This window comes from Clostridium sp. CM74B_53, assembly GCF_036318045.1.
Classification (GTDB): Bacteria; Bacillota; Clostridia; order Lachnospirales; family Lachnospiraceae; genus Pilosibacter.
Genome location: NZ_JAWQDE010000007.1, coordinates 13,828 through 34,960, shown reverse-complemented (window position 1 = coordinate 34,960; position 21,133 = coordinate 13,828). Strand labels below are relative to the sequence as shown.

General features: G+C 50.8%; 17 protein-coding genes. 16 read left to right on the top strand and 1 reads right to left on the bottom strand.

Annotation, left to right across the window (positions count from 1 at the left end):
• The first annotated feature begins 143 nt into the window (after positions 1–143).
• The 14 genes from rnr to V2546_RS07725 all read left to right on the top strand — a co-directional run bounded on the left by rnr (position 144) and on the right by V2546_RS07725 (position 17,984).
• Entirely contained in the window at positions 144–2,378 is a 2,235-nt protein-coding gene (rnr, locus tag V2546_RS07790) for a ribonuclease R (protein WP_486463576.1), read from the top strand.
• 91 nt (positions 2,379–2,469) lie between these two features.
• Positions 2,470–2,940 carry an SsrA-binding protein SmpB gene (gene smpB / locus V2546_RS07785; protein ID WP_118297114.1) on the top strand — a complete coding sequence of 157 codons (471 nt, stop codon included), beginning with the start codon at positions 2,470–2,472 and terminating at the stop codon, positions 2,938–2,940.
• Positions 2,941–3,102: 162 nt separating this feature from the next.
• Positions 3,103–3,240 (top strand): 4Fe-4S binding protein, encoded by a 138-nt coding sequence (locus V2546_RS07780; RefSeq protein WP_118531686.1) that lies wholly within the window; start codon positions 3,103–3,105, stop codon positions 3,238–3,240.
• 516 nt (positions 3,241–3,756) lie between these two features.
• Positions 3,757–5,181 carry a hypothetical protein gene (locus tag V2546_RS07775; RefSeq protein WP_118531684.1) on the top strand — a complete coding sequence of 475 codons (1,425 nt, stop codon included), beginning with the start codon at positions 3,757–3,759 and terminating at the stop codon, positions 5,179–5,181.
• 112 nt (positions 5,182–5,293) lie between these two features.
• Entirely contained in the window at positions 5,294–7,090 is a 1,797-nt protein-coding gene (locus V2546_RS07770; RefSeq protein ID WP_243021210.1) for an ABC transporter permease, read from the top strand.
• Position 7,091: 1 nt separating this feature from the next.
• A complete protein-coding gene (locus tag V2546_RS07765; protein WP_021904241.1) occupies positions 7,092–8,744 on the top strand; it encodes an ABC transporter ATP-binding protein in 1,653 nt (550 codons plus the stop codon).
• Between the two features lie 419 nt (positions 8,745–9,163).
• Positions 9,164–10,459: a CapA family protein gene (locus V2546_RS07760; RefSeq protein WP_329751999.1), complete on the top strand. Its 1,296-nt coding sequence runs from the start codon at positions 9,164–9,166 to the stop codon at positions 10,457–10,459.
• A 392-nt stretch (positions 10,460–10,851) separates the two neighbouring features.
• The gene (locus V2546_RS07755) at positions 10,852–12,402 is read left to right on the top strand and encodes an AbgT family transporter (protein ID WP_118531680.1); all 1,551 of its coding nucleotides are present in this window, start codon (positions 10,852–10,854) and stop codon (positions 12,400–12,402) included.
• A 112-nt stretch (positions 12,403–12,514) separates the two neighbouring features.
• Positions 12,515–13,708 carry an amidohydrolase gene (locus V2546_RS07750; RefSeq protein WP_329751998.1) on the top strand — a complete coding sequence of 398 codons (1,194 nt, stop codon included), beginning with the start codon at positions 12,515–12,517 and terminating at the stop codon, positions 13,706–13,708.
• On the top strand, positions 13,705–14,871 hold the full coding sequence (locus V2546_RS07745; RefSeq protein WP_118531675.1) for an amidohydrolase: 1,167 nt from the start codon (positions 13,705–13,707) through the stop codon (positions 14,869–14,871). Before V2546_RS07750 ends, V2546_RS07745 begins: the two co-directional genes overlap by 4 nt.
• A gap of 140 nt (positions 14,872–15,011) precedes the next feature.
• On the top strand, positions 15,012–15,527 hold the full coding sequence (locus V2546_RS07740; RefSeq protein ID WP_021904246.1) for an SEC-C metal-binding domain-containing protein: 516 nt from the start codon (positions 15,012–15,014) through the stop codon (positions 15,525–15,527).
• 127 nt (positions 15,528–15,654) lie between these two features.
• Entirely contained in the window at positions 15,655–16,416 is a 762-nt protein-coding gene (locus V2546_RS07735; protein ID WP_215702807.1) for a class I SAM-dependent DNA methyltransferase, read from the top strand.
• A 3-nt stretch (positions 16,417–16,419) separates the two neighbouring features.
• A complete protein-coding gene (hslO, locus tag V2546_RS07730; RefSeq protein WP_118296771.1) occupies positions 16,420–17,304 on the top strand; it encodes an Hsp33 family molecular chaperone HslO in 885 nt (294 codons plus the stop codon).
• A gap of 98 nt (positions 17,305–17,402) precedes the next feature.
• On the top strand, positions 17,403–17,984 hold the full coding sequence (locus tag V2546_RS07725; RefSeq protein WP_118296769.1) for a DUF5662 family protein: 582 nt from the start codon (positions 17,403–17,405) through the stop codon (positions 17,982–17,984).
• A gap of 129 nt (positions 17,985–18,113) precedes the next feature.
• On the opposite strand, the gene V2546_RS07720 is transcribed toward V2546_RS07725, so the two are convergent.
• Positions 18,114–19,193, bottom strand: a complete 1,080-nt coding sequence (locus V2546_RS07720; protein ID WP_118531671.1) for a ribonuclease H-like domain-containing protein — start codon at positions 19,191–19,193, stop codon at positions 18,114–18,116.
• A 190-nt stretch (positions 19,194–19,383) separates the two neighbouring features.
• Between V2546_RS07720 and ruvA the strand changes: the two genes are divergently transcribed.
• Both ruvA and ruvB read left to right on the top strand, forming a co-directional pair.
• Entirely contained in the window at positions 19,384–20,001 is a 618-nt protein-coding gene (ruvA, locus tag V2546_RS07715) for a Holliday junction branch migration protein RuvA (RefSeq protein WP_118531669.1), read from the top strand.
• 64 nt (positions 20,002–20,065) lie between these two features.
• Positions 20,066–21,067 (top strand): Holliday junction branch migration DNA helicase RuvB, encoded by a 1,002-nt coding sequence (ruvB, locus tag V2546_RS07710; RefSeq protein WP_118531667.1) that lies wholly within the window; start codon positions 20,066–20,068, stop codon positions 21,065–21,067.
• Positions 21,068–21,133 lie beyond the last annotated feature (66 nt).

Here is a 21,133-nt window from a genome sequence, read left to right as displayed (position 1 = left end):
GAGTGTTTTTGTTTAACACGAAGATCGGAAGCTGCACTGTCTGAGAACTGTCCGCAGGATCTATCCGGTTATTTGCGGCTGCCCGGCGTGAAGTCTGTGCCGGGAACTTTTGAAAAACTGTTTTTGATATGACAAGGAGAAGAATGGAAGAAACGTTAATGGAAGAGCGGAAACAGATGCTGCTGACCCTGATGAAGGATCCGACATATGTTCCGATGAAATTAAAAGAACTCGCGATGCTTCTCGGAGTTCCGAAGGAGCAGAGAAAAGATCTGGAAGAGGTCTTAAATGAACTGGTCGCTTCCGGCAAGGTCGGGATCTCGAAGAAGGGAAAGTACGCGAGATCCGAGGTGTTTGCGCAGACGGGGATCTTTTCAGCGCATCACAGAGGCTTTGGATTTGTGACGATCGAGGGACGCGACGGCGATCTATTTGTCCCGCCGGATGATACCGGGGACGCGATGGACGGGGATACGGTCCAGGTCATTATTGATGAAAACGGAAGAGGCGGCCGCGCGGAGGCGAGAGTTTTAAAGGTATTAAAACATGCCAACGAGACGCTGATCGGTACCTTTGAAAAAAATAAAAGCTTTGGCTTTGTGATCCCCGACAATCCACGGATCACGATGGACATCTTTATCCCGCAGGGGAAAGAGAACGGCGCTGTCTCCGGACACAAGGTAGTCGTGAAACTGGACACATATGCGACCAGAAATAAGAATCCGGAGGGACATGTGCAGGAGATCCTCGGACATATCAATGACCCGGGAGTCGATATCCTGTCGATCGTCCGTGCCTACGGACTTCCGGAGGAGTTCCCGGAGGACGTGATGGAAGAAGTTTCCTATGCGCCGGAGGAACTCTCCGCAGACTATGTGGCGGAGGAGATCGGGAAGAACGGAAGAGTGGATCTCAGAGATGTCCCGATGGTGACGATCGACGGCGAGGACGCGAAAGACCTCGACGATGCGGTCAGTGTGTCTAAGGAGACGATCAACGGGGAGACGATCTACCATCTCGGAGTCCATATTGCGGATGTGAGTCACTATGTGAAGGAGGGAACGCCTCTCGATGCGGAGGCATATAAGCGCGGAACGAGCGTGTATCTCGTGGACCGTGTGATCCCGATGCTGCCGCACCGGCTTTCCAACGGGATCTGTTCCCTGAATGCGGGCTGCGACCGCCTGGCAATGAGCTGTCTCATGGATATCGATGAAAAAGGGATCATCGTGGGACATAAGATCTGTGAGTCGGTCGTCCGGATCGACCGCAGAATGACATACACGGCGGTGAATGCGATCCTGGAGGCAAAGAATGGGACTGAGGAACCGCAGACGGATGCGCCGGAGAAAGAGAAATCGAAGGAAAAAGCGGAATTTGCAAAGAAGTGCCTCGAAGAATATGCAGATTTCGTTCCGATGTTCCTGCTTCTCGACGAGACGGCCCGTGTGCTGAGGAAAAAGCGCATGGCGCGCGGTGCGGTCGACTTTGATTTCCCGGAGTGCAAGATCATCCTGGACGCAAAGGGACGCCCGGTCGAGATCAGGCCGTATGAGCGGAACGCGGCGACGATGCTGATCGAGGACTGCATGCTGGCTGCGAACGAGACGGTCGCAGAGGATTATTACTGGCAGCAGATCCCGTTCCTGTACCGGAGCCATGAGAAACCGGACGGTGAGAAGATCAAGCGCTTCGGCATTCTGATCAACAATTTTGGCTATTCGATCCGGCTCCAGAACGGCGAGCTTCATCCGAAGGAGATGCAGAAACTGCTCGAAAAGGCAGCGGGATCCCCGGAGGAGGCGCTGCTCGCGAGACTGGCACTCCGCTCAATGAAGCAGGCAAAGTACACGACGGAATGCATGGGCCACTTTGGTCTCGCAGCAAACTATTATACGCACTTCACCTCCCCGATCCGAAGATACCCGGATCTCCAGATCCACCGGATTATCAAGGAAAATCTCCACGGCGGTCTCACGAAAAAGAGGATCGCCCATTATGAGAAGATCCTTCCGGAAGTTGCGATCTGGACATCTTCCCGGGAGCGTCTCGCAGACGAGGCGGAGAGGGAGACCGATAAGGCAAAGAAAGTTCAGTTCATGGAGCGCCATATCGGGGAAGAATTTACCGGCGTGATCTCCGGGATCAGCAATTACGGCTTCTATGTGGAGCTTCCGAATACGGTGGAAGGCATGGTACGCTTAGCGAACCTCGACGGTGACTACTATGTGTTTGATGAGGAACACTATGAACTGGTGGGAGAGCGGACGAGAAAGAAATTCAAGCTTGGCCAGACCGTGAAGATCCAGGTCGTCTCTGTGGACCGGTATCTGAAAACGATCGATTTCCTTCCGGTGCGGAATTTCGACAAACGATAGCACGGTTTCGTTTTTTGCAGCGGACAGACCTTGTGATAGAAATGATTCTGGCATGGGACACTCCTGCCGGAACGGAAAAGAGGACGAAGTTATGGCAAAGAGCAGCGGATTTAAGCTGATCGCAAACAATAAAAAGGCATATTTTGATTTCTTCATCGATGACAAATTTGAGTGCGGTATCGCGCTTGCGGGAACCGAGGTAAAATCTCTCAGGATGGGAAAATGCAGCATCAAGGAATCTTTTGTGCGGATCACGAACGATGAGGTCATGATCTACGGCATGCACATCAGCCCGTACGAAAAGGGAAATATCTTTAATAAAGATCCGCTCCGCGAGCGGAAACTCCTGATGCACCGCTATGAGATCAACAAGCTGAAGGGAAAGATCCAGGAAAAAGGATACACGCTGGTCCCGCTTCAGGTGTACTTTAAGGGAAGTCTCGTAAAGGTTGAGATCGGTCTGGCGAGAGGTAAGAAATTGTACGACAAACGTGCGGATATCGCGAAAAAGGACCAGAGAAGAGAGCTTGAGAAAGAGTTTAAGGTGAAAAACCTGTATTAATAGCGGAGAAAATTGTTGTAAAGAGACCTCAGTCCGGAAAGAGACGATCTATCAGGTGCATTTTGGAGCAAACTACGAGACCGGGGAATACGGCTGGACAACAAATCTCGAGAAGGTGAAAAAGCAGATCGACTGGCAGTTAAAAGAATTTCCGGGGATACGATGGCGGCGGACCACTACGCGACACTGGAAAAACATGCTTCCGACTGTATCTCCTGCGGTCACTGCGATAAGCGCTGTCCGTTCCATGCCGTACAGACGGGAAGAATGAAGGAGATCGCGGCGTATTTTGGAAAATAGGCGGAAAGCTCTGTAATGGAAAAGCGGCAGAGGATCCGGAATCTGAAATGACAGAAAATAAAAATGAGGAAAAGAGAACTGAGCCTGCCGGGGCAAGGTTCTTTTTTTTAATTTACGCGAACAACGAGCCAAAGTCCGCGCTTGCGCGAGATCTTGGCGACTGTCGCGATAACAAGGGGAAACTCGCGAAACGTGTTTTCACTTGTTTACGCGAACAACGAGCCAAAGTCCGCGCTTGCGCGAGACGCCCGAATGTGACAAGGCACATTCTTTTCATATCGAAGAACATGCCTTTACAGCAACATGCCGGTACTACCAATTCTGACAATCTAAAACATATGTCGAAACTGCACAAAAAAAGCAGAAATACGAAACATAATTATACAAAATCACAGGATTTCACAAACTATCGCAGTTTTGTCCACTGTTAAATTTTTCTGCGCACCGCTATAATAAAAGTACAAAATGAGTCGTGAGAAAAAAAATGACCCAATCAGATGAAGGAGGAACAGTTTTATGAGAAAACGTACTTTGTCATTGGCACTTGCAGTTTCCATGGCAGCGATGTCCCTCGCAGGATGCGGCGGCGGTGGAACCACAACGGCAACCACAGCGGCGGCAGGCGGTGAGACAGCGGCAGCCGGAAGTGAAGCGGCAACGGAGGCAGCGAAAACGGACGATGCTGATCTTTCCGATGTAGAAAAGATCATCAAGGAAGCCGAAGGAATGTCGATGGAAGAGCTTGCAAAGAAAGCCATCGAGGAGTCCAACGGAAAGACCTTCTACGGTGTCGGAAACTCCAGCCGTGGTAAGAGCGCACTCCCGTTATTCATCGAATACCTGCAGTCGATCGACCCGTCCTACAATATGGAATATGAGTGGCAGCAGCCGAAGAACAACAAGATCTTTGAGCAGCTGACCGCAGATTCCTTAAAGACTGAGGGAACTTTCGCGATGACCCTGATCCAGGACGGCAACCAGATCCAGACGAAGATGGTAGAGCCGGGAATCTTAAAGACTTATATCCCGAAGGAATGGGCAGAGGCAAACGGGACCACACCGGATGCATATGAAGGATTCCTTCCGTTGCAGACCTTAAACAAGGTATTCATGTACAACAGCACCGGAAGCGCAGAGTACAATAACTGCTGGGATTTCGTGGCAGAAGGCGTTCATCCGTTATACATGGATATCGATTCCGAGATCGTCGGAAAGAACTTCTTATACATGCTGACAGAAGATAAGTATGCGGGATGGTTAAAAGATGCTTACGATGCTCTCGATGATACAAAGAAAGCATACTTCAAGCCGGTCATCGACGAGATGGCAGCAGATGCCGAGGATCTTGGACTTGGCGAGAACGGCGCATACGCACTTGCATGGATCAAGCTCTGGGTTGAAAATTACAACGAGCAGACAGATGATGGTCCGATCTGCAACACACTTGTATCTGATTCCGCAACGGATCAGGCTGGCCTTTTAGTTTACTCCAAACTTCGTTCCGTAGAAGAGTCCGCAGGCGTTTCCTTAAATAACATTAAGGTTGCCGCTTATCAGGACGGCTACAAAGGCATCGGCGGTTACGGTTACTGCCATTACCTTTTCGTTACAAACAACAGCCCGCTTCCGTGGACTGCATGTGCATTCATCCAGTACATGACATGCACAGAGGACGGTTTCTCCGCATGGGGCAAAGACATGGGCGGCTACTCCGCAAACCCGGAAGTTGCAGCAGCGATCGAGGAAACTTATCATCACAGCAAGGGCGGCTACAACGAGGCCGGCGAAGATGTATATCCGTGTAAAGATGACCGTGGATATGACTGGTGGACAACTGACGGCGAGTTAGTTCTGGAAGATCCGGACTACTGCGCATCCGTTTCCTTCACAGTCGGAAGCTGGATCGAACTTCTCACGAAGTACAGTGACTCTGCTAAGTAAATCTGACTGACACTTGAGAGGGTGCCGTACATGCGTGCGGCGCCCTCGTGTTACATATGGCATCTGCCGTAACAAACGGCATCCATGTTTTAGGAAAGGAGCGGACATTTCTGTGAATGGATATAACCGGGTAAAAACATATTTTTCAAAACCGCAGAACATCATCCTTCTCCTGTTCGGCATCGTACTGACTTTCTCCACTGTTGCACCAATCGTTGCGATCGTAAAGGATACGATCACGATCCATCCGGGAACCATCGACGCCCACCTCGCGGGAAAAGCGTCCGGTTACACGCTGGTCAACTATGTGGACCTCTTTACAAGCCGTCTGGCGAAGACAAACCTCTGGAAGCCGCTGTGGAATACGATCCTCTTAGCAGTATTTACCTGCACGATCTCCATCATTTACGGCGGAACCTTCGCATTTTTAGTAACAAGAACAAACCTGAAATTCAAAAAATATTTAAGCTCTATTTTCATTTTTCCGTACATCATGCCGCAGTGGACACTCGCCGTTGTATGGCAGAACGTGTTCAACAGCAACGCGGTTGTCGGAACGTCAAACGGACTTCTTGCATCTCTTGCGGGGATCTGTATGCCGAAATGGTGGTGTCAGGGGCTGTTCCCGAGTTCCGTTGTCTTAGGACTCCATTATGCGCCGTTCGCCTATATCCTGATCGGCGGTATTTTCCGGAATATGGATGCGAACCTTGAGGAGGCAGCGACGATCCTTGATACACCGAAGCTCAAGACGATGTTCCGGATCACGCTCCCGATGGTAAAACCGGCGATCCTCTCGACGATCCTTCTTGTATTCGGAAGTTCGATGGGAAGCTACCCGGTACCGCATTACTTAGGTCTTACAACGCTTTCCACAAAGTATATCTCCTTAAACTCCAAGTACACAGGTGAGGCGAGTATCCTGGCGATCATCATGATGATCTTCGGAGTCGCGATCCTCACGATGAACCAGGTGAGCTTAAAGAGCCGGAAAAATTACACGACAGTCACCGGTAAATCGGGACAGCTGTCAAAGATGAACCTTGGAAAAGTCGGAAAATATGCGATCGGTATCGTGATGATCGTCCTGACATTCTTTACAAGTATCTTCCCGATCTTCTCCTTCGCACTTGAGACCTTCCTTCCGAACCCGGGCGATTACAGCTTCCTCTATACAGGAGATCTGAGCAACCTGACAACGAAGTGGTGGATCACAAAGGAGAATATCACCGAGAACGGTATGTACGGACAGCACGGCATCCTCTACAACAATACGATCTGGCATGCATTTGCAGGAACCTTGCTCGTCGCTGTCTGCTGTGCCCTGCTTGCCGGAACGATCGGTACCCTGATTGGATATGCGGTCGCGAAGAACCGCAGAAGCCGGTGGGCGAGCTATGTAAATGGTGTGGCATTTCTTCCGTACCTGATGCCGTCCATCGCAGTTGGTGCAGCGTTCTTCATCCTGTTTTCGAATGAACATATCAACCTCTTTAATACATATACGCTGCTGATCATCGCAGGTACGATCAAGTACATCCCGTTTGCGAGCCGGAGCGCGCTGAACTCCATGCTGCAGATCAGCAATGAGATCGAGGAGGCGGCGATCATCCAGGATATCCCATGGACGAAACGAATGTTCCGGATCATCATCCCGATCCAGAAGTCAGCGATCATCAGCGGATACATGCTCCCGTTCATGACATGTCTCCGTGAGCTGTCCCTGTTCCTGCTCTTATGTACGCAGGGCTTTATCCTCTCGACAACGCTCGATTACTTCGACGAGATGGGACTTTACGCGTTCTCGAGTGCGATCAACCTGATCCTGATCGTTACGATCCTGATCTTCAATACATTAGTCAATAAGCTGACAGGTGCAAGCCTTGATGATGGAATAGGAGGAAACTAATATGCCGGAAATCACATTGAGAAATATCACAAAACGCTGGGGGAAATTTTACGGGGTCGATCATCTGAACCTGGATATCGCGGATAACTCCTTCATCACACTGCTTGGACCTTCCGGATGCGGAAAGACGACGATCCTCCGTATGATCGCAGGACTTGAAACGCCGACGACCGGTCAGATCAAGATCGGGGACAAGGTGGTCTTTGACAGTGAGGCGGGGATCAACATTCCTGCCAACAAGCGAAAAGTCGGTTTCCTGTTCCAGAACTACGCACTGTGGCCGAACATGACCGTCTACCAGAACATTTCCTTCGGTCTCAGCAATATCAAGGAGAAACTCCCGAAATATGATTTTGATGCCATGACGACCGGGGAATTGATCCGGGCTTTAAAGAGCGGAAAGAAGATCAAAGAGCTCGTGGAAGAGTGCCGCGATAAGCGCGGAAAACTCGACACGGATAAGGTATATCTGAAGTTTATCGACGCGTTCATCCTCTCGATCTATACAGCAAAAATCCTCTACGGATACGGGATCCAGGATGCAGCGGATCCGGATGCGGCTGCGAAGGCGAAGGCGGAGGAGCTGAAAAAGAAACTGGACGGGATCAGAAAATCCTATGAAGCAAAAGGACAGTCCCTGAATGACGAATATGCGATCGTATCCGGCGGAAAAGTCCTCACCGAGGAGAGAAAACTCACAAAAGAGGAGATCGATAAATCCGTCCGCAGAGTCTCCCGGATCGTAAAGATCGGGATGTTCATGAACCGCTACCCGGCAGAGCTTTCCGGCGGCCAGCAGCAGCGTGTCGCGATCGCGAGAACGCTTGCCCCGGAGCCGTCCGTGCTCTTCATGGATGAGCCGCTGTCCAACCTGGATGCGAAGCTCCGTCTTGAGATGAGATACGAGCTGCAGAGACTCCATGTGGAGACGGGAAGCACCTTTGTCTATGTCACACATGACCAGATGGAGGCGATGACGCTGGCGACGAAGATCTGTCTGATCAACAACGGGGTCCTTCAGCAGTATGACGCACCTCTTGATGTATACAACCGACCGGCGAACCTCTTTGTTGCGGACTTCGTCGGAAATCCGTCGATCAACTTTGTGGAGGCGAAAGGAAAGGAACAGGCGGACGGAAGCTTCCGCTTTACGATCCTGGATGACCTCGAGGCGACTTTCCGGCCGAATGAGCCGATCGATATGGATGCCTGGTTCAGAAAGCGTGATCAGGATGCGGCGGACCTGGAAGCCCAGCGGCTGGAGATGTTAAAGGATAAGAAGGCTGTCGAGAAGAGTAATAAGGATGAAGTATTTAAATATCATATCGCGAAGGTCGATGAATCCGACTATGCGGTTGAGGAAGAGCCGGAGATCACCAACGAGGATTTTGTCCTTGCGATCCGGCCGGAAGCATTAAAGCTTTCGAAAGACGGTTCTGTCGCATCTACGATCTACGGAGCGATGCCGACCGGTATGGAGTCGACCGTGAAGTTAAAGATAGGAAAGTACCTCCTGACAGGCGTGATCTTCGGAGGCGTTACCTTTAAGCTCGGCGAGGAGACAGGTGTGGACATCGCAGGTACGGATATCCTGCTGTTTGACAGGAAGTCCGGGAAGGCGATCGCGGCCGGAAGTCTCAGCGTGAAAGGGTGAAAAGCTGATATTGGATTTATAAAATTGAATGATGAGTAGAGGAGTGCGGCAGATCTGTGAGTGGGTCTGCCGCACCTTTTTGCGTATGCAGCCGGTCGCGTTGCACAGCGCAGTTGTGAGAGGTTGACGTTACTTTTCACGGGTAGGAATTTTCTGAACTGAAAATTCCGTATGATACCGTTATGGCCGTGGATTTTGCCGATTTGGAATGCGAAGCATCGGCAAAATCCTGTTACAGTGCGCGGGCATGGAGTGCCCGTGTACTGTAACAGGTTGGCAGTTCAGGAATGGTTGTGGGGATTAAAGCGTTGCATGGGAGGGAAAAGTCTGGTAAGATGGAACGAAGGAGAAAAATCGAAAGAAACCAAAGAAAAGAAAGGTGGAACCGAAAGAGCGTTTCCTTGCGGTAAGAGTATATTATGAGAAAAGAAACAGCAGCTGGCTGGCTGACGGCAATTCTGACTTGTGTCTTGCTTACAGGCTGCGGAAGTCAGGCAGCCGGGGCAGCGAGAACGGCGGCAGCCATTGAAAGTCAGGCCGGGAGTACGGAAGAGATAGCTGATCATTCTGAAGAAAAGGCGGAAAAACCGCGCGTGGTCCTGCAGCAGGAGGAGATGGGAAAAGAGACAGAACGGTCGGAGAGCGAAGCAGGAACAGAGCCGGAACCTGAGACGGATACGCCGGATCCTTACGCGGATCTTTTAAAGGATCCGGAAGTGATGGCGGCAAATAAGATCTATGCGAAGGAGACAGCAGAGCCCGGAAAGACGCGGATCGTCTTTGCGGGTGATATCCTGTTTGACTCCCACTATGCGATCATGGCATCGCTTTTAAAGCGCGGACAGGGAATCGAAGGCGGGATCTCCGCGGATCTTCTCTCCATCATGCGGGACGCAGATATTTTTATGGTAAACAACGAGTTCCCGTACACGAACCGCGGGACGCCGACGGCCGGAAAAAAGTTTACCTTCCGGGCGGATCCGAAGTATGCGTCCTGGCTGTTTGACATGGGCGCAGATCTTGTGTCGCTCGCGAACAACCACGCGTATGATTACGGGGAGGTGTCCCTGACGGACACGCTCGATACGCTGGAGTCCATCGGAATGCCGTATGTCGGAGCCGGGAGAAACCTCAAGGAAGCGGTCAGACCGGTTTCTTTTATCGCAAACGGGAAGAAATTTACGTTCATCTCCGCGACACAGATCGAACGGCTGAATCCGCCGGATACGAAAGGGGCGACGGAGACATCCCCGGGCGTGTTCCGGTGTCTCGATATCACAAAACTCCTGGAAGTGATCGGGGAGGCAAGAGCGGACAGTGACTATGTGATCGTGTACATCCACTGGGGGACCGAAGGAACTGACAAGCTGGACCACTGGCAGACGGAACAGGCTGCGCAGATCGCGGCAGCAGACGTGGATCTCATCATCGGGGATCACCCGCATGTGCTGCAGCCGATCGGGTATGTGGGGGAAGTTCCGGTCGTGTACAGCCTCGGAAATTACCTCTTTAACTCAAAGAGTCTCGACACCTGCCTCGTCGAGGCGGTGTTTGGAACGGAGGGACTGGAGTCCCTGCAGTTTATCCCGGCAAAGCAGGAAAACTGCCGTGTCACGAAGGCGGAAGGAGCGGAGAAGGAGCGGATTCTTGCATATATGAGGAAGATCTCCCCGGAAACTGCGATCGATGACAACGGGTTTATCACTGCCAGATAGGACGTTGCTTTTTTGAGGGAAAGATCAGGAGAATCATGAAAATGCTCTGCTGAAAATACAGACCGTAGCAGAGACTCGGAAAACGCATGGGATTGCAGACAGAAGATGTGTCGGAATCCCATGCATTTTTTATCAATAATACTGCAGATTACAGTGCGTTCCAATAAGCAGCGGGGTGCTTGATGATCAATGGAGAACGGACTGTCTGAATCTGCAGCCCGACGGATAAAGAAGAACGGATCGAGGATTCTTTTAGAAAAAATTCATAGGAAATTTATTTTTTTCATAAATATTCAACAAAAGGTTGCAAATGAAAAACTTTACCGCTATAATATATTAAAAAAAATAAAGAGCTGCCTAATCAATATGGCAGTGGAAAGAAGGGGTCATCTATGAGTGAGAACAGTTCCGCAAAGAAAAGCCGCCTTGATCGTATTCTGGATGCGATTGAGCGTGCCGGAAACAAACTTCCGGACCCGATCACGATGTTCCTTGGACTGGCGATCATTGTCACGATCATTTCAGCGATCTGCAGTGCAGCCGGCGTCTCCGCGGTAAACCCGGCGGATGGATCAACGATCGAGGTATTTAACCTCCTGTCCCTCGATGGAATTCGTTATCTCTGGACGAATGTCATCACAAACTTCTCCGGCTTTGCACCGCTCGGCATGGTGCTTGTCGCTGTCATCGGTTCTTCCGTTGCAGAGAAGAGTGGTTTCCTCGTTGCCGTCATGGTCAATTTCCTTGGCAAGGCAAAAGGATGGATCGTCACCATGGTCATCATGTTCCTCGGAATCAACTTAAATATTGCCGGTGATGCAGGCTTTATCGTACTGCCGCCGCTTGCAGCGATCCTGTACATGTCCATCGGACGTCATCCGCTTCTCGGAATGTACACCGCATTCGCATCGGTTGCAGCCGGTTTCTGTGCGAACATTCTTCTCGGTCTTTCCGATGCACTTGCATACGGATTCACAGAGCAGGCAGCACAGATGATCGATCCGAACTATCAGCAGTCCATCGCGATCAACTGGTATTTCCTGATCGTCTCCTGCGTACTTCTTACGATCGTGGGTACGATCCTGGTTGAGAAAGTTCTTCTTCACCGTTTCCCGGTTTCAAAAGAAGAACTTGCCAAATACGATTTTGATGAAGATAATTCCAATATCACACCGATCCAGAAAAAGGGAATTGCAGCAGCAGGTCTTTCTGTTCTGATCTATGCGGCTGTCGTAGTCTTCATGTGCCTGCCGATCTTCGGCGGACGTGCGATCCTCGCAGATGAGAACGGATCCATCACAAGCGGTGCATCCCCGTTCTCAAAGGGTATCGTCTTTACGGTCACTTTATTCCTCATGATCCCGGGTATCGTTTACGGTGTTGTGATCGGAAAGTATAAAAATGATAAAGATGTCTGGGCAGATATCAGCCAGGGCTTTGCCGAGATGGGAAACTATGTATTCATGTGCTTCTTCATCGCCATCTTTACAAACTTCTTCTCCGTATCAAAACTCGGAACTGTCCTTGCGATCAAGGGAGCAAACCTTTTAAGCACGATCGGATTTACAGGAATCCCGCTGCTTCTTGGCCTGATCTTCCTTTCCTGTATCGTCAACATCTTTATTGGATCTGCTTCTGCAAAATGGGCGATCCTTGCACCGGTATTTATTCCGATGATGATGTTGATGGGCTTCGATCCGGCGATCACACAGGTCGTTTATCGAATCGGCGATTCCATCACAAACCCGCTGTCTCCGTTATTTACATACCTTCCGGTCATTCTGGGCTTTGCTCACAAGTATGACGAGAAGGTTGGTCTCGGAACTGTCATCGCGAACATGCTTCCGTTCTCGGTAACATTCGCGATTGCATGGATCCTTCAGGTTGTGATCTGGGTTCTCTTAAACCTTCCGCTTGGACCTGGAGGAGCGATCTATCTGTAGAAACAAACGGAAATGTTTGAGCAGATAAAAGAACTATAGTAAAAAAGAGCACCGCATGAGATGGCAGTTATGCCGTGCAGTGCTCTTTTTACTTGTTAAGAAAGGAGCACTTATGAATTTTGCAAAAAGAGCAGAGGAAACAGAGAGTGCGATCATAAAAGACCGCCACTTCCTCCATGAACATGCCGAGCTTTCTTTCGAGGAGAAAGAGACAACGGCATATCTCGTCTCAGAACTTGAAAAAATGGGGATCCCGGTGCAGACATTCCCGGATTATACGGGCTGCATCGCGACCATAAAAGGAGAAAAAGGAGACGGACCAACGATCCTGCTCCGCGCGGACATCGATGCACTCCCGATCATGGAGGAGAGCGGAGTCGATTTCGCGAGCAGGACTCCGGGCGTGATGCATGCCTGTGGCCATGACTGCCACGCGTCGATACTTTTAGGGGCGGCGAGACTCTTAAAGGAGCAGGAAAAGGAATTAAAGGGAACTGTAAAACTCCTGTTTCAGGCGGCGGAAGAGGCGTTTATCGGAAGCCATTACTATGTGGATCACGGATATCTGGAAGGGATCGACGCGGCGATGGGAATGCATGTGTGGCCGACAGGCCCTGCCGGACAGGTCCTTATCAAAGATGGAGAGCTGATGGCAAGCTGTGACAACTTTAAGATCACGGTCCATGGCGTTTCGACTCACGGCTCCATGCCGCATCTCGGAAAGGACGCGATCGTCGCGGCGAGCTCGATCCTGCTCGGACTCCAGCACATTGTGAGCCGTGTGAATGATCCGTTGAATTCGCTGGTCGTTTCGGTCGGAAAGGTCTCCGCGGGAACCCAGTTCAACATCATCACGGACACCGCTGTCATGGAAGGAACTGTCCGCTGTTACGCGAAGGAGACACGGGCGATGGTCGAGGAGACCATGAGAAGGATCGTGACGGATATCGCAGCTGCGGAAGGATGCACGGCGGAGCTCGAATATTCCTATCTGGAGCCGTCGGTTGTAAACGGGGATCCGGAGCTTACGAAGATCGCCAGGGAGGCTGCGGAAAAGCTCTACGGACCGGGTGCATGGGCTGAGGCGAAGAAGGCAAGCGGAAGTGAGGACTTCTCCTATGTGATGGATCATATCCCGTCTTCCATGTTCGCATTTTTAGGCTGCTATGATGAGAACGACAAGGACATCTATCCGCTCCACAACGGAAAATTCAGAGTCAACGAGAAGATCCTGAAAAAGGGAGCTGCGTTCTACGCGCAGTTTGCCGCAGATTATCTGGAGAAAAAGGGAGGAGAAGAGCGATGAGAGTACAGGAACTTGCAAAAGAACAGGAAGCATATGTGATCGCGTGCCGCCGCCATCTCCATGAACATCCGGAACTCAGCACGCAGGAAGTTGAGACGACAAAGTTCATCAAAGCGGAGCTTACAAAGATGGGGATCCCGGTACAGGAATTCGACGGGATCACCGGCTGCGTCGGAACGATCGAGGGGACGATGCCGGGAAAGACCGTGATGCTGCGCGCGGACATCGATGCGCTCCCGATCCAGGAAAATCCGGGGAAATCATACTGCAGCAAAAATCCGGGCGTGATGCATGCCTGCGGTCATGACTGCCACACGGCGATGCTGCTCGGAGCTGCGAAGATCTTAAGTGCAAACCGTGATAAAATTCACGGGACCGTGAAGCTGATCTTCCAGATGGCGGAGGAGATCGGAAGAAAATCGGAGGAATATGTAAAACGCGGGGCGTTGGAAGGCGTGGATGCGATCTTCGGAATGCATATCTGGGCGACGATGCCGACCGGAACCGTAAACTTTGAATCCGGCGAGCGGATGGCGTGCAGCGACCGCTTTACGATCAAGATCCATGGTCAGAAAGCACACGGAAGTGCCCCGAATCTCGGCAAGGACGCGATCCTGGCGGCTGCCGCTGCGATCCAGGTCCTCCAGACGATCCCGAGCCGGATCAACGATCCGTTCAATGCACTCGTCGTCTCCGTCGGAATGTTCCACGGGGGAACAAAGGAGAACATCATCGCGGATGAGGCGGAGCTTGTCGGAACCGTGAGAGCCTTCAACCGGGAATTCCGGAACGGAATGCCGGAGCTGATCAAAAAGGTCGTGGAGCCGACGGTCGAAGGATATGGCTGTACGGCGGAGTTTGACTACTATTTCGGACCGAGCCCGCTGATCAATGACAATGAGGAACTCGTGAAGACAGCGAGACGCGCGGCTGCAGAGGAGATGGGCGAGGAAGCACTTGTTCCGTTAAAGAAGATGACAGGGGCCGAGGATTTCAGCGTCTACACGGAACATGTCCCGGGCGTGTTCGGCTATCTCGGCTGCAGAAATGAGGAAAAAGGCGTCACAGCACCGCATCATCATCCGGCGTTCGATGTGGACGAGGATGTTCTGTTCCACGGCACAGGGATCTATGCGCAGTTTGCATTAGACTATTTGGAATAACCTTTTGCCAATTTTCCTGTTTACAGAAAAAATATCCTATGTTATAATACGCTCTAGACGTTTCCTGTACCAGTCTGCCCTTTTGGAGCTCGGCGGTGCGGAAAAGAATAGAAACAGTATACGAAAAGGATGGAACTGATATGGCAACATTACTTGAAACATGGAGAAACCTCGCTTACGGCGACGGTCTCGATGATAAAAAGAAAGAAGAACTCTGGACAAACTATTTTACGATCGAGAAAGGCATCTATGAGAAGATCCTCTCCAACCCGACAGAGGTTGTTGAGGGAACTGTAAAAGAGCTTGCTGAGAAGTATGGCACAGAAGTTCTCATTATGACCGGTTTCCTCGATGGAATCAACGAGAGCTTAAAGGGATATGAGAACCCGATCGACACAATGACAGAGGATACTGTTGTTAAGATCGAGATCGATCCGGAGAAGCTTTACTACAATATGGTAGAGGCAAAGGCTTCCTGGCTCTATGAGCTTCCGCAGTGGACAGAGATCCTCTCCGCTGAGACAAGAACCGAGCTCTACAAGAAGCAGAAAGCTTCCGGAACCGTACGCCGCCAGGGCCACAAGATCTACCCGAACGATCCGTGTCCGTGCGGAAGCGGAAAGAAGTACAAAAAGTGCTGCGGCCGCAACGCATAAGATGAAACGTAAGCCATTACCTATTGCGGGTAGTGGCTTTTTCATTACTGTACACGGGCAGGAATTTTCTGAACGGAAAATTCTGTGTGATACAGTTGTGACCGCGGATTGATAAGGAGAAAAAACAATGCAGGCATATACAGGATTTGCCGCTGTCTATGATACGTTCATGGACAATATCCCATATGAAGAGTGGTGTGAGTATCTCACAGGACTTTTAAAAGAGCAGGGAGTTTCAGAAGGACTGCTCCTGGATCTCGGCTGCGGGACTGGAAGTCTCACGGAGCTTCTGGCAAAGTCCGGCTACGATATGATCGGAGTCGATAATTCCGAAGAAATGCTGGAACTTGCCCTGGAAAAGAAGGAAAAATCCGGAAGCGATATCCTCTATCTCTGCCAGGATATGAGGGAATTTGAGCTTTACGGCACGGTGGCGGCGGTTGTCTCCATCTGTGACTGTATGAATTATATTCTGGAGCCGGAGGATCTGACGGAGGTGTTCCGCCTGGTCAACAACTATCTCGATCCGGGCGGAGTCTTTATCTTTGATCTGAATACCGAGTACAAATACCGGGAGATCATGGGTGACAGTACGATCGCCGAGGACCGGGACGACTCCAGCTTTATCTGGGACAACCAGTACGAAGAAGAGGAAAAGATCAATATCTACGACCTGTCGATCTTCGTCCGGGAAGAGGGAGACCTTTTCCGGAAATATCACGAGACGCACTACCAGCGGGCGTATTCCCTGGAGGAAGTGAAACGCGCGATCAGTGAGGCAGGCATGGAATTTGTTGCCGTTTATGACGCGTTTACGAAAAATCCGCCGCGAAAAGACAGCGAGCGTGTTTATGTGATCGCGAGAGAACATGGAAAAGAAAGGAAATAGAGCATGAATGATTATATGATCCGTGCGACGGCTGCGGACGGACAGATCCGCGCCTTTGCCGCAACGACAAAAGAGATGGTGGAAACCGCGAAGAATGCCCACAATACAAGCCCGATCGCGACGGCTGCCCTGGGACGTCTCATGACGGCGGCTGCCATGATGGGATCCGACTTAAAGGGGGAAGGAGAACTCCTGACACTCCGGATCGAGGGAGACGGCCCGATCGGAGGACTTTTAGTGACTGCTGACGGAAAGGGCGATGTAAAGGGATACGCGTTCAATCCGGATGTCATGCTGCCGCCGAATGCGCAGGGAAAGCTTGATGTCGGCGGTTCCCTGGGACTCGGCGTCCTGAGTGTGATCAAGGATATCGGTTTAAAAGAGCCGTATGTGGGACAGACACAGCTCATCACGGGTGAGATCGCGGAAGATCTGACTTACTATTTTGCAACATCCGAGCAGGTTCCGTCCTCCGTCGCTCTCGGAGTCCTGATGAACAAAGACAATACCGTCCGTCAGGCCGGCGGCTTTATCATCCAGCTTCTTCCGGGCGCATCCGATGAGATCATCGACCGCCTTGAGGCAAAGCTTTCCGGAATTTCCTCCATCACATCCCTTCTCGATGCAGGAAAGACTCCGGAGGAGATCCTGACAGATATTCTCGGGGAGTTCGGACTTGAGATCTTAAAGAAGATGCCGGTGCAGTTCCACTGCGACTGTGAGCGCTCCAGAGTGGAGAAGGCGATCATCAGCATCGGAAGAAAAGAGATCCAGGATATGATCGATGAGGGAAAAGAAATCGAGGTCAACTGCCAGTTCTGCAACAAACATTATAAATTCTCTGTGGATGAACTGGGTGAGATGTTAAAAAAGGCGACAAGAGAGTAACTGAGGATCCGCCGTGGGCAGACCTCTGCAAAAATATGGATCTTTGCCGGATCGCACACCGGAAGATGGAACGGTCCGGAAGATAAGGAAATAAAGATATGAGTTCTGTTAAGTTAAATGATGAGGAAAAACGGCTGCTTTGCAATGCATGGCATCATTTTCTGACGATCACGCACCACAAGCTGGTTGTCATGGAAGGATGTTTTAAGGTGGGGCTGTTTAAACAGGGACTGCTCCATGACCTGTCAAAATATTCCTGGGAGGAATTTCGGACAGGAGTAAAGTATTATCAGGGAACGAGAAGCCCGAATGCTGCGGAGAAGGAAGAGAAAGGATATTCCTCCGCATGGCTTCATCATAAAGGAAGAAACAAGCATCATTTTGAGTACTGGACTGACGTGTCTACAGCGGAAAACAACTGGAAGATCGTCGGAGTGAAGATGCCGGTGAATTATCTGGCAGAGATGGTCATGGACCGGATCGCCGCATCTAAGATCTATCAGGGAAAGAATTACACGGACGCGGCGCCGTATACCTATTTCTCCAGAAACAAGGAATTTATCGTCATGCATCCGGAGACGAAGGCATGTCTCGATAAGATCCTTCTGATGTTAAAGGAAAAGGGCGAGAGAAAAACGTTCGCATATATCAGAAAACTTCTGAGAGACGGGGATTATTAGAGGAACAGATGTGCAGGCAAAACGACAGCAGCGGGAAGAGAGAAGGATCTCACAGTCGGCTGCTGTCATCATTGTCATGCCGGTTCCCGGAAAATGACGATCGTGGGCGGGATCTGTGTTCATGTGCGGTCATTTCAGAAATGAAAAGATCTCATGGATGTAGTGATTCAGTTTTTCGGCATCGGAAAAACAGTCTTCCCGGACTTCAAAAAATCCTGTTTTATCTTTGCAGGAAGTTTTAAATTCCGGTTCCCAGATATCCGCGGGCTGAGGGAGAAAGACGCTGTCTTTTTTCGTATAGCAGGTCTCCTTCGTTGCCTTGATCCGGGCGTCCTTGTCAACAAACTCGCCGACGCTCTTATGGATCGCAGTGTCCTCGTAGATCAGATAGTAGTAGTCTTTATAGTTCGGATAGTAATATTTCAATGTGCCTTTGTAGACCCGGATGGAAAGCTCCATCCGGTCTTTGTCTGCCCGAAAAGCGTAGGCGGGGACAGAGGCACTCACCGGGGCCGGAAGGATCGTTTCCGGATCTCCGGCCAGGGAGAGGAGAAGCCGGTCCGTCTCACCGGAAGCTTCCCTCACAGAGCTCAATGTGAAATCCTGAGCGAAAAAGTCCGGATAGAAGAGGACTGGGAGAAGTGACGGCATTCCTTTTAAGTCATCCTCGTTGTGGAGGAGAAGAAGGCGCTTCTCTTCCTCATCCCGGGTCTTCAGATAGTCCAGATAGACTTCGATCAGCTCGCCGCCGTTATAGAGATCCTCGCGGCTGATCTTTAAAAACCGCTCGATGGTCTTCTGCTTCATGTCAGGCAGACCGAGGAGTTTTTTGAATGGTTTGATCCGGCGGAAGATATCGATGCTTTCCACGCAGTCAAACGTGGGAGTGAGCTTTAATGTGCCGGCGCGCTTTGTGACAAAGGGGATATCGAACATGTCCCCGTTGAAATGGACGAGGGTGCGGAAATTCTTTAAAAATTCAAAAAATGCATTGAGGACATCGGTCTCGGCAGTTTTTGTGTCGGCAAACCACTGGATAAAGCGGAGCTGATCTCCTTCCGGCCAGATACAGCCGATGAGATACACCGTGTTGTAGCCAGCGGAGAATCCCGTGGTCTCGATGTCAAAAAAGACGAGTTTTTCCGGGTCGCCGAGGCGCTCTAACGGGTAGGCGATGGTGCCGGGAAATGTTTTTTCTATTGTGATCATACGTTTTTCCTGTAGTGTTTATGTTCGGTGTCTGCGTTTTCTGATTATACCTGTGGGCTTTTGGAAAGTCAATGAAGCATCGATAAAATAAAATCGAAAATATGTTCGATTCCACCGGCGGTTTTGCTTGCACTTAAATGGCGGCTATGGTATGATTACGACATGCATTATGATTAAGGAGGTTCATCCAGTGATTTCATATATACGTGGTCCTCTGGAGGAAAAGAGAGAAGATTCCGTCGTTGTCGAGGCGGGGAATATCGGCTACCGGATCTTTATTCCGTCGTCGGTTCTCGGGGAACTGCCGGGACTTGGGGAAGAAGTAAAGATCTATACCTATTTTTCTGTGCGCGAGGACGGAATGAGCCTCTATGGATTTCTCTCGAAACAGGATCTTGAGATGTTCCGCCAGCTGATCGGAGTGAACGGAGTGGGACCGAAGAGTGCGCTCGGGATCTTATCCGCCCTGAAGCCGGATGTCCTGCGGATGGCGGTGCTCTCCGGCGATGCGAAGGCGATCTCAAAGGCACCCGGTGTCGGAGCAAAGACGGCCCAGAGGATCATTCTTGACCTCAAGGACAAGGTAAAAGCGGAGGACGTCCTGTTTGCCGGGGTGGAACCGGAAGAGACAGGAAAAATGGAATTCTCCGGAATGGCGGAAGCTGGAAAAGAGGCAGTGGAGGCACTCACGGCGCTCGGATATTCCGCATCCGAGGCACAGACGGCCGTGAAGAAAGTGACGATCACGGAAACGATGACTTCCGAGGATGTGTTAAAGGGTGCGCTGAAACATCTTGCGTTTTTATGATACCGCAGCGTATGAGGCAATTCGGTATCAGAGGAGCAGAAACTAAGACAGGATAGGAAATATTATGAGCCGGAAAATCATTACGACCGAAGAGACGGAAGAAGATAAGAAAATAGATGGGACTCTGCGCCCGCAATATTTAAAAGATTATATCGGTCAGGAGAAGATCAAATCCACATTGAAGATCTTCATCGATGCGGCGAAGAGCCGCGGGGAGGCGCTCGATCATGTGCTTTTCTACGGTCCTCCGGGACTCGGAAAGACGACGCTCTGCGGGATCATCGCGAACGAGATGGGCGTGAATCTGAAAGTGACCTCCGGTCCCGCGATCGAGAAACCGGGGGAGATGGCTGCGATCTTAAATAATCTCCAGGAAGGCGATGTCCTGTTCGTGGATGAGATCCACAGACTGAACCGCCAGGTGGAGGAAGTATTATATCCCGCGATGGAGGATTTTGCCATCGATATCATGCTGGGAAAAGATTCCTCGGCCCGCTCGATCCGGCTGGATCTTCCGAAATTTACGCTGGTGGGCGCAACGACGAGGGCAGGACTTTTGACAGCCCCGCTCCGTGACCGTTTCGGCGTGATCCAGCGGCTGGAATTTTATACGCCGGAGGAACTCTGTGTGATCGTAAAGCGCTCCGCGAAGGTTCTCGGCGTTGAGATCGATGAGGAGGGCGCGTTTGAGATCGCCAGAAGATCCAGAGGAACTCCGAGACTGGCAAACCGCCTCTTAAAGAGAGTGCGCGACTTTGCCCAGGTAAAATATGACGGCGCGATCACAAGAGACGTGGCGGACTTTGCCCTTGATATCCTGGATGTCGATAAACTCGGTCTCGACAATAATGACAGGACCTTGCTCCTCACGCTGATCCAGAAATTCTCCGGCGGTCCGGTGGGACTGGAGACGTTAGCAGCATCGATCGGGGAGGATTCCGGGACGTTAGAAGACGTATATGAGCCGTATCTTCTGATGAACGGGCTCATCATGCGCACTCCGAGAGGAAGAATGGCGACGGATCTCGCCTACAGACATTTCGGACTTGAGACGGCAAAAGAATGAAAAAATATGACAGCTGTGAGAATATGAAACAGTTACCAGTTAAGATAGATCTTTTCGCTGACCGGA

Excerpts from the sequence above, each read along its gene's own strand:
- rnr (WP_486463576.1), top strand. The coding sequence starts at position 144 with ATGGAAGAAACGTTAATGGAAGAGCGGAAACAGATGCTGCTGACCCTG.
- smpB (WP_118297114.1), top strand. The coding sequence starts at position 2,470 with ATGGCAAAGAGCAGCGGATTTAAGCTGATCGCAAACAATAAAAAGGCA.
- V2546_RS07780 (WP_118531686.1), top strand. The coding sequence starts at position 3,103 with ATGGCGGCGGACCACTACGCGACACTGGAAAAACATGCTTCCGACTGT.
- V2546_RS07775 (WP_118531684.1), top strand. The coding sequence starts at position 3,757 with ATGAGAAAACGTACTTTGTCATTGGCACTTGCAGTTTCCATGGCAGCG.
- V2546_RS07765 (WP_021904241.1), top strand. The coding sequence starts at position 7,092 with ATGCCGGAAATCACATTGAGAAATATCACAAAACGCTGGGGGAAATTT.
- V2546_RS07760 (WP_329751999.1), top strand. The coding sequence starts at position 9,164 with ATGAGAAAAGAAACAGCAGCTGGCTGGCTGACGGCAATTCTGACTTGT.
- V2546_RS07755 (WP_118531680.1), top strand. The coding sequence starts at position 10,852 with ATGAGTGAGAACAGTTCCGCAAAGAAAAGCCGCCTTGATCGTATTCTG.
- V2546_RS07750 (WP_329751998.1), top strand. The coding sequence starts at position 12,515 with ATGAATTTTGCAAAAAGAGCAGAGGAAACAGAGAGTGCGATCATAAAA.
- V2546_RS07745 (WP_118531675.1), top strand. The coding sequence starts at position 13,705 with ATGAGAGTACAGGAACTTGCAAAAGAACAGGAAGCATATGTGATCGCG.
- V2546_RS07740 (WP_021904246.1), top strand. The coding sequence starts at position 15,012 with ATGGCAACATTACTTGAAACATGGAGAAACCTCGCTTACGGCGACGGT.
- V2546_RS07735 (WP_215702807.1), top strand. The coding sequence starts at position 15,655 with ATGCAGGCATATACAGGATTTGCCGCTGTCTATGATACGTTCATGGAC.
- hslO (WP_118296771.1), top strand. The coding sequence starts at position 16,420 with ATGAATGATTATATGATCCGTGCGACGGCTGCGGACGGACAGATCCGC.
- V2546_RS07725 (WP_118296769.1), top strand. The coding sequence starts at position 17,403 with ATGAGTTCTGTTAAGTTAAATGATGAGGAAAAACGGCTGCTTTGCAAT.
- V2546_RS07720 (WP_118531671.1), bottom strand. The coding sequence starts at position 19,193 with ATGATCACAATAGAAAAAACATTTCCCGGCACCATCGCCTACCCGTTA.
- ruvB (WP_118531667.1), top strand. The coding sequence starts at position 20,066 with ATGAGCCGGAAAATCATTACGACCGAAGAGACGGAAGAAGATAAGAAA.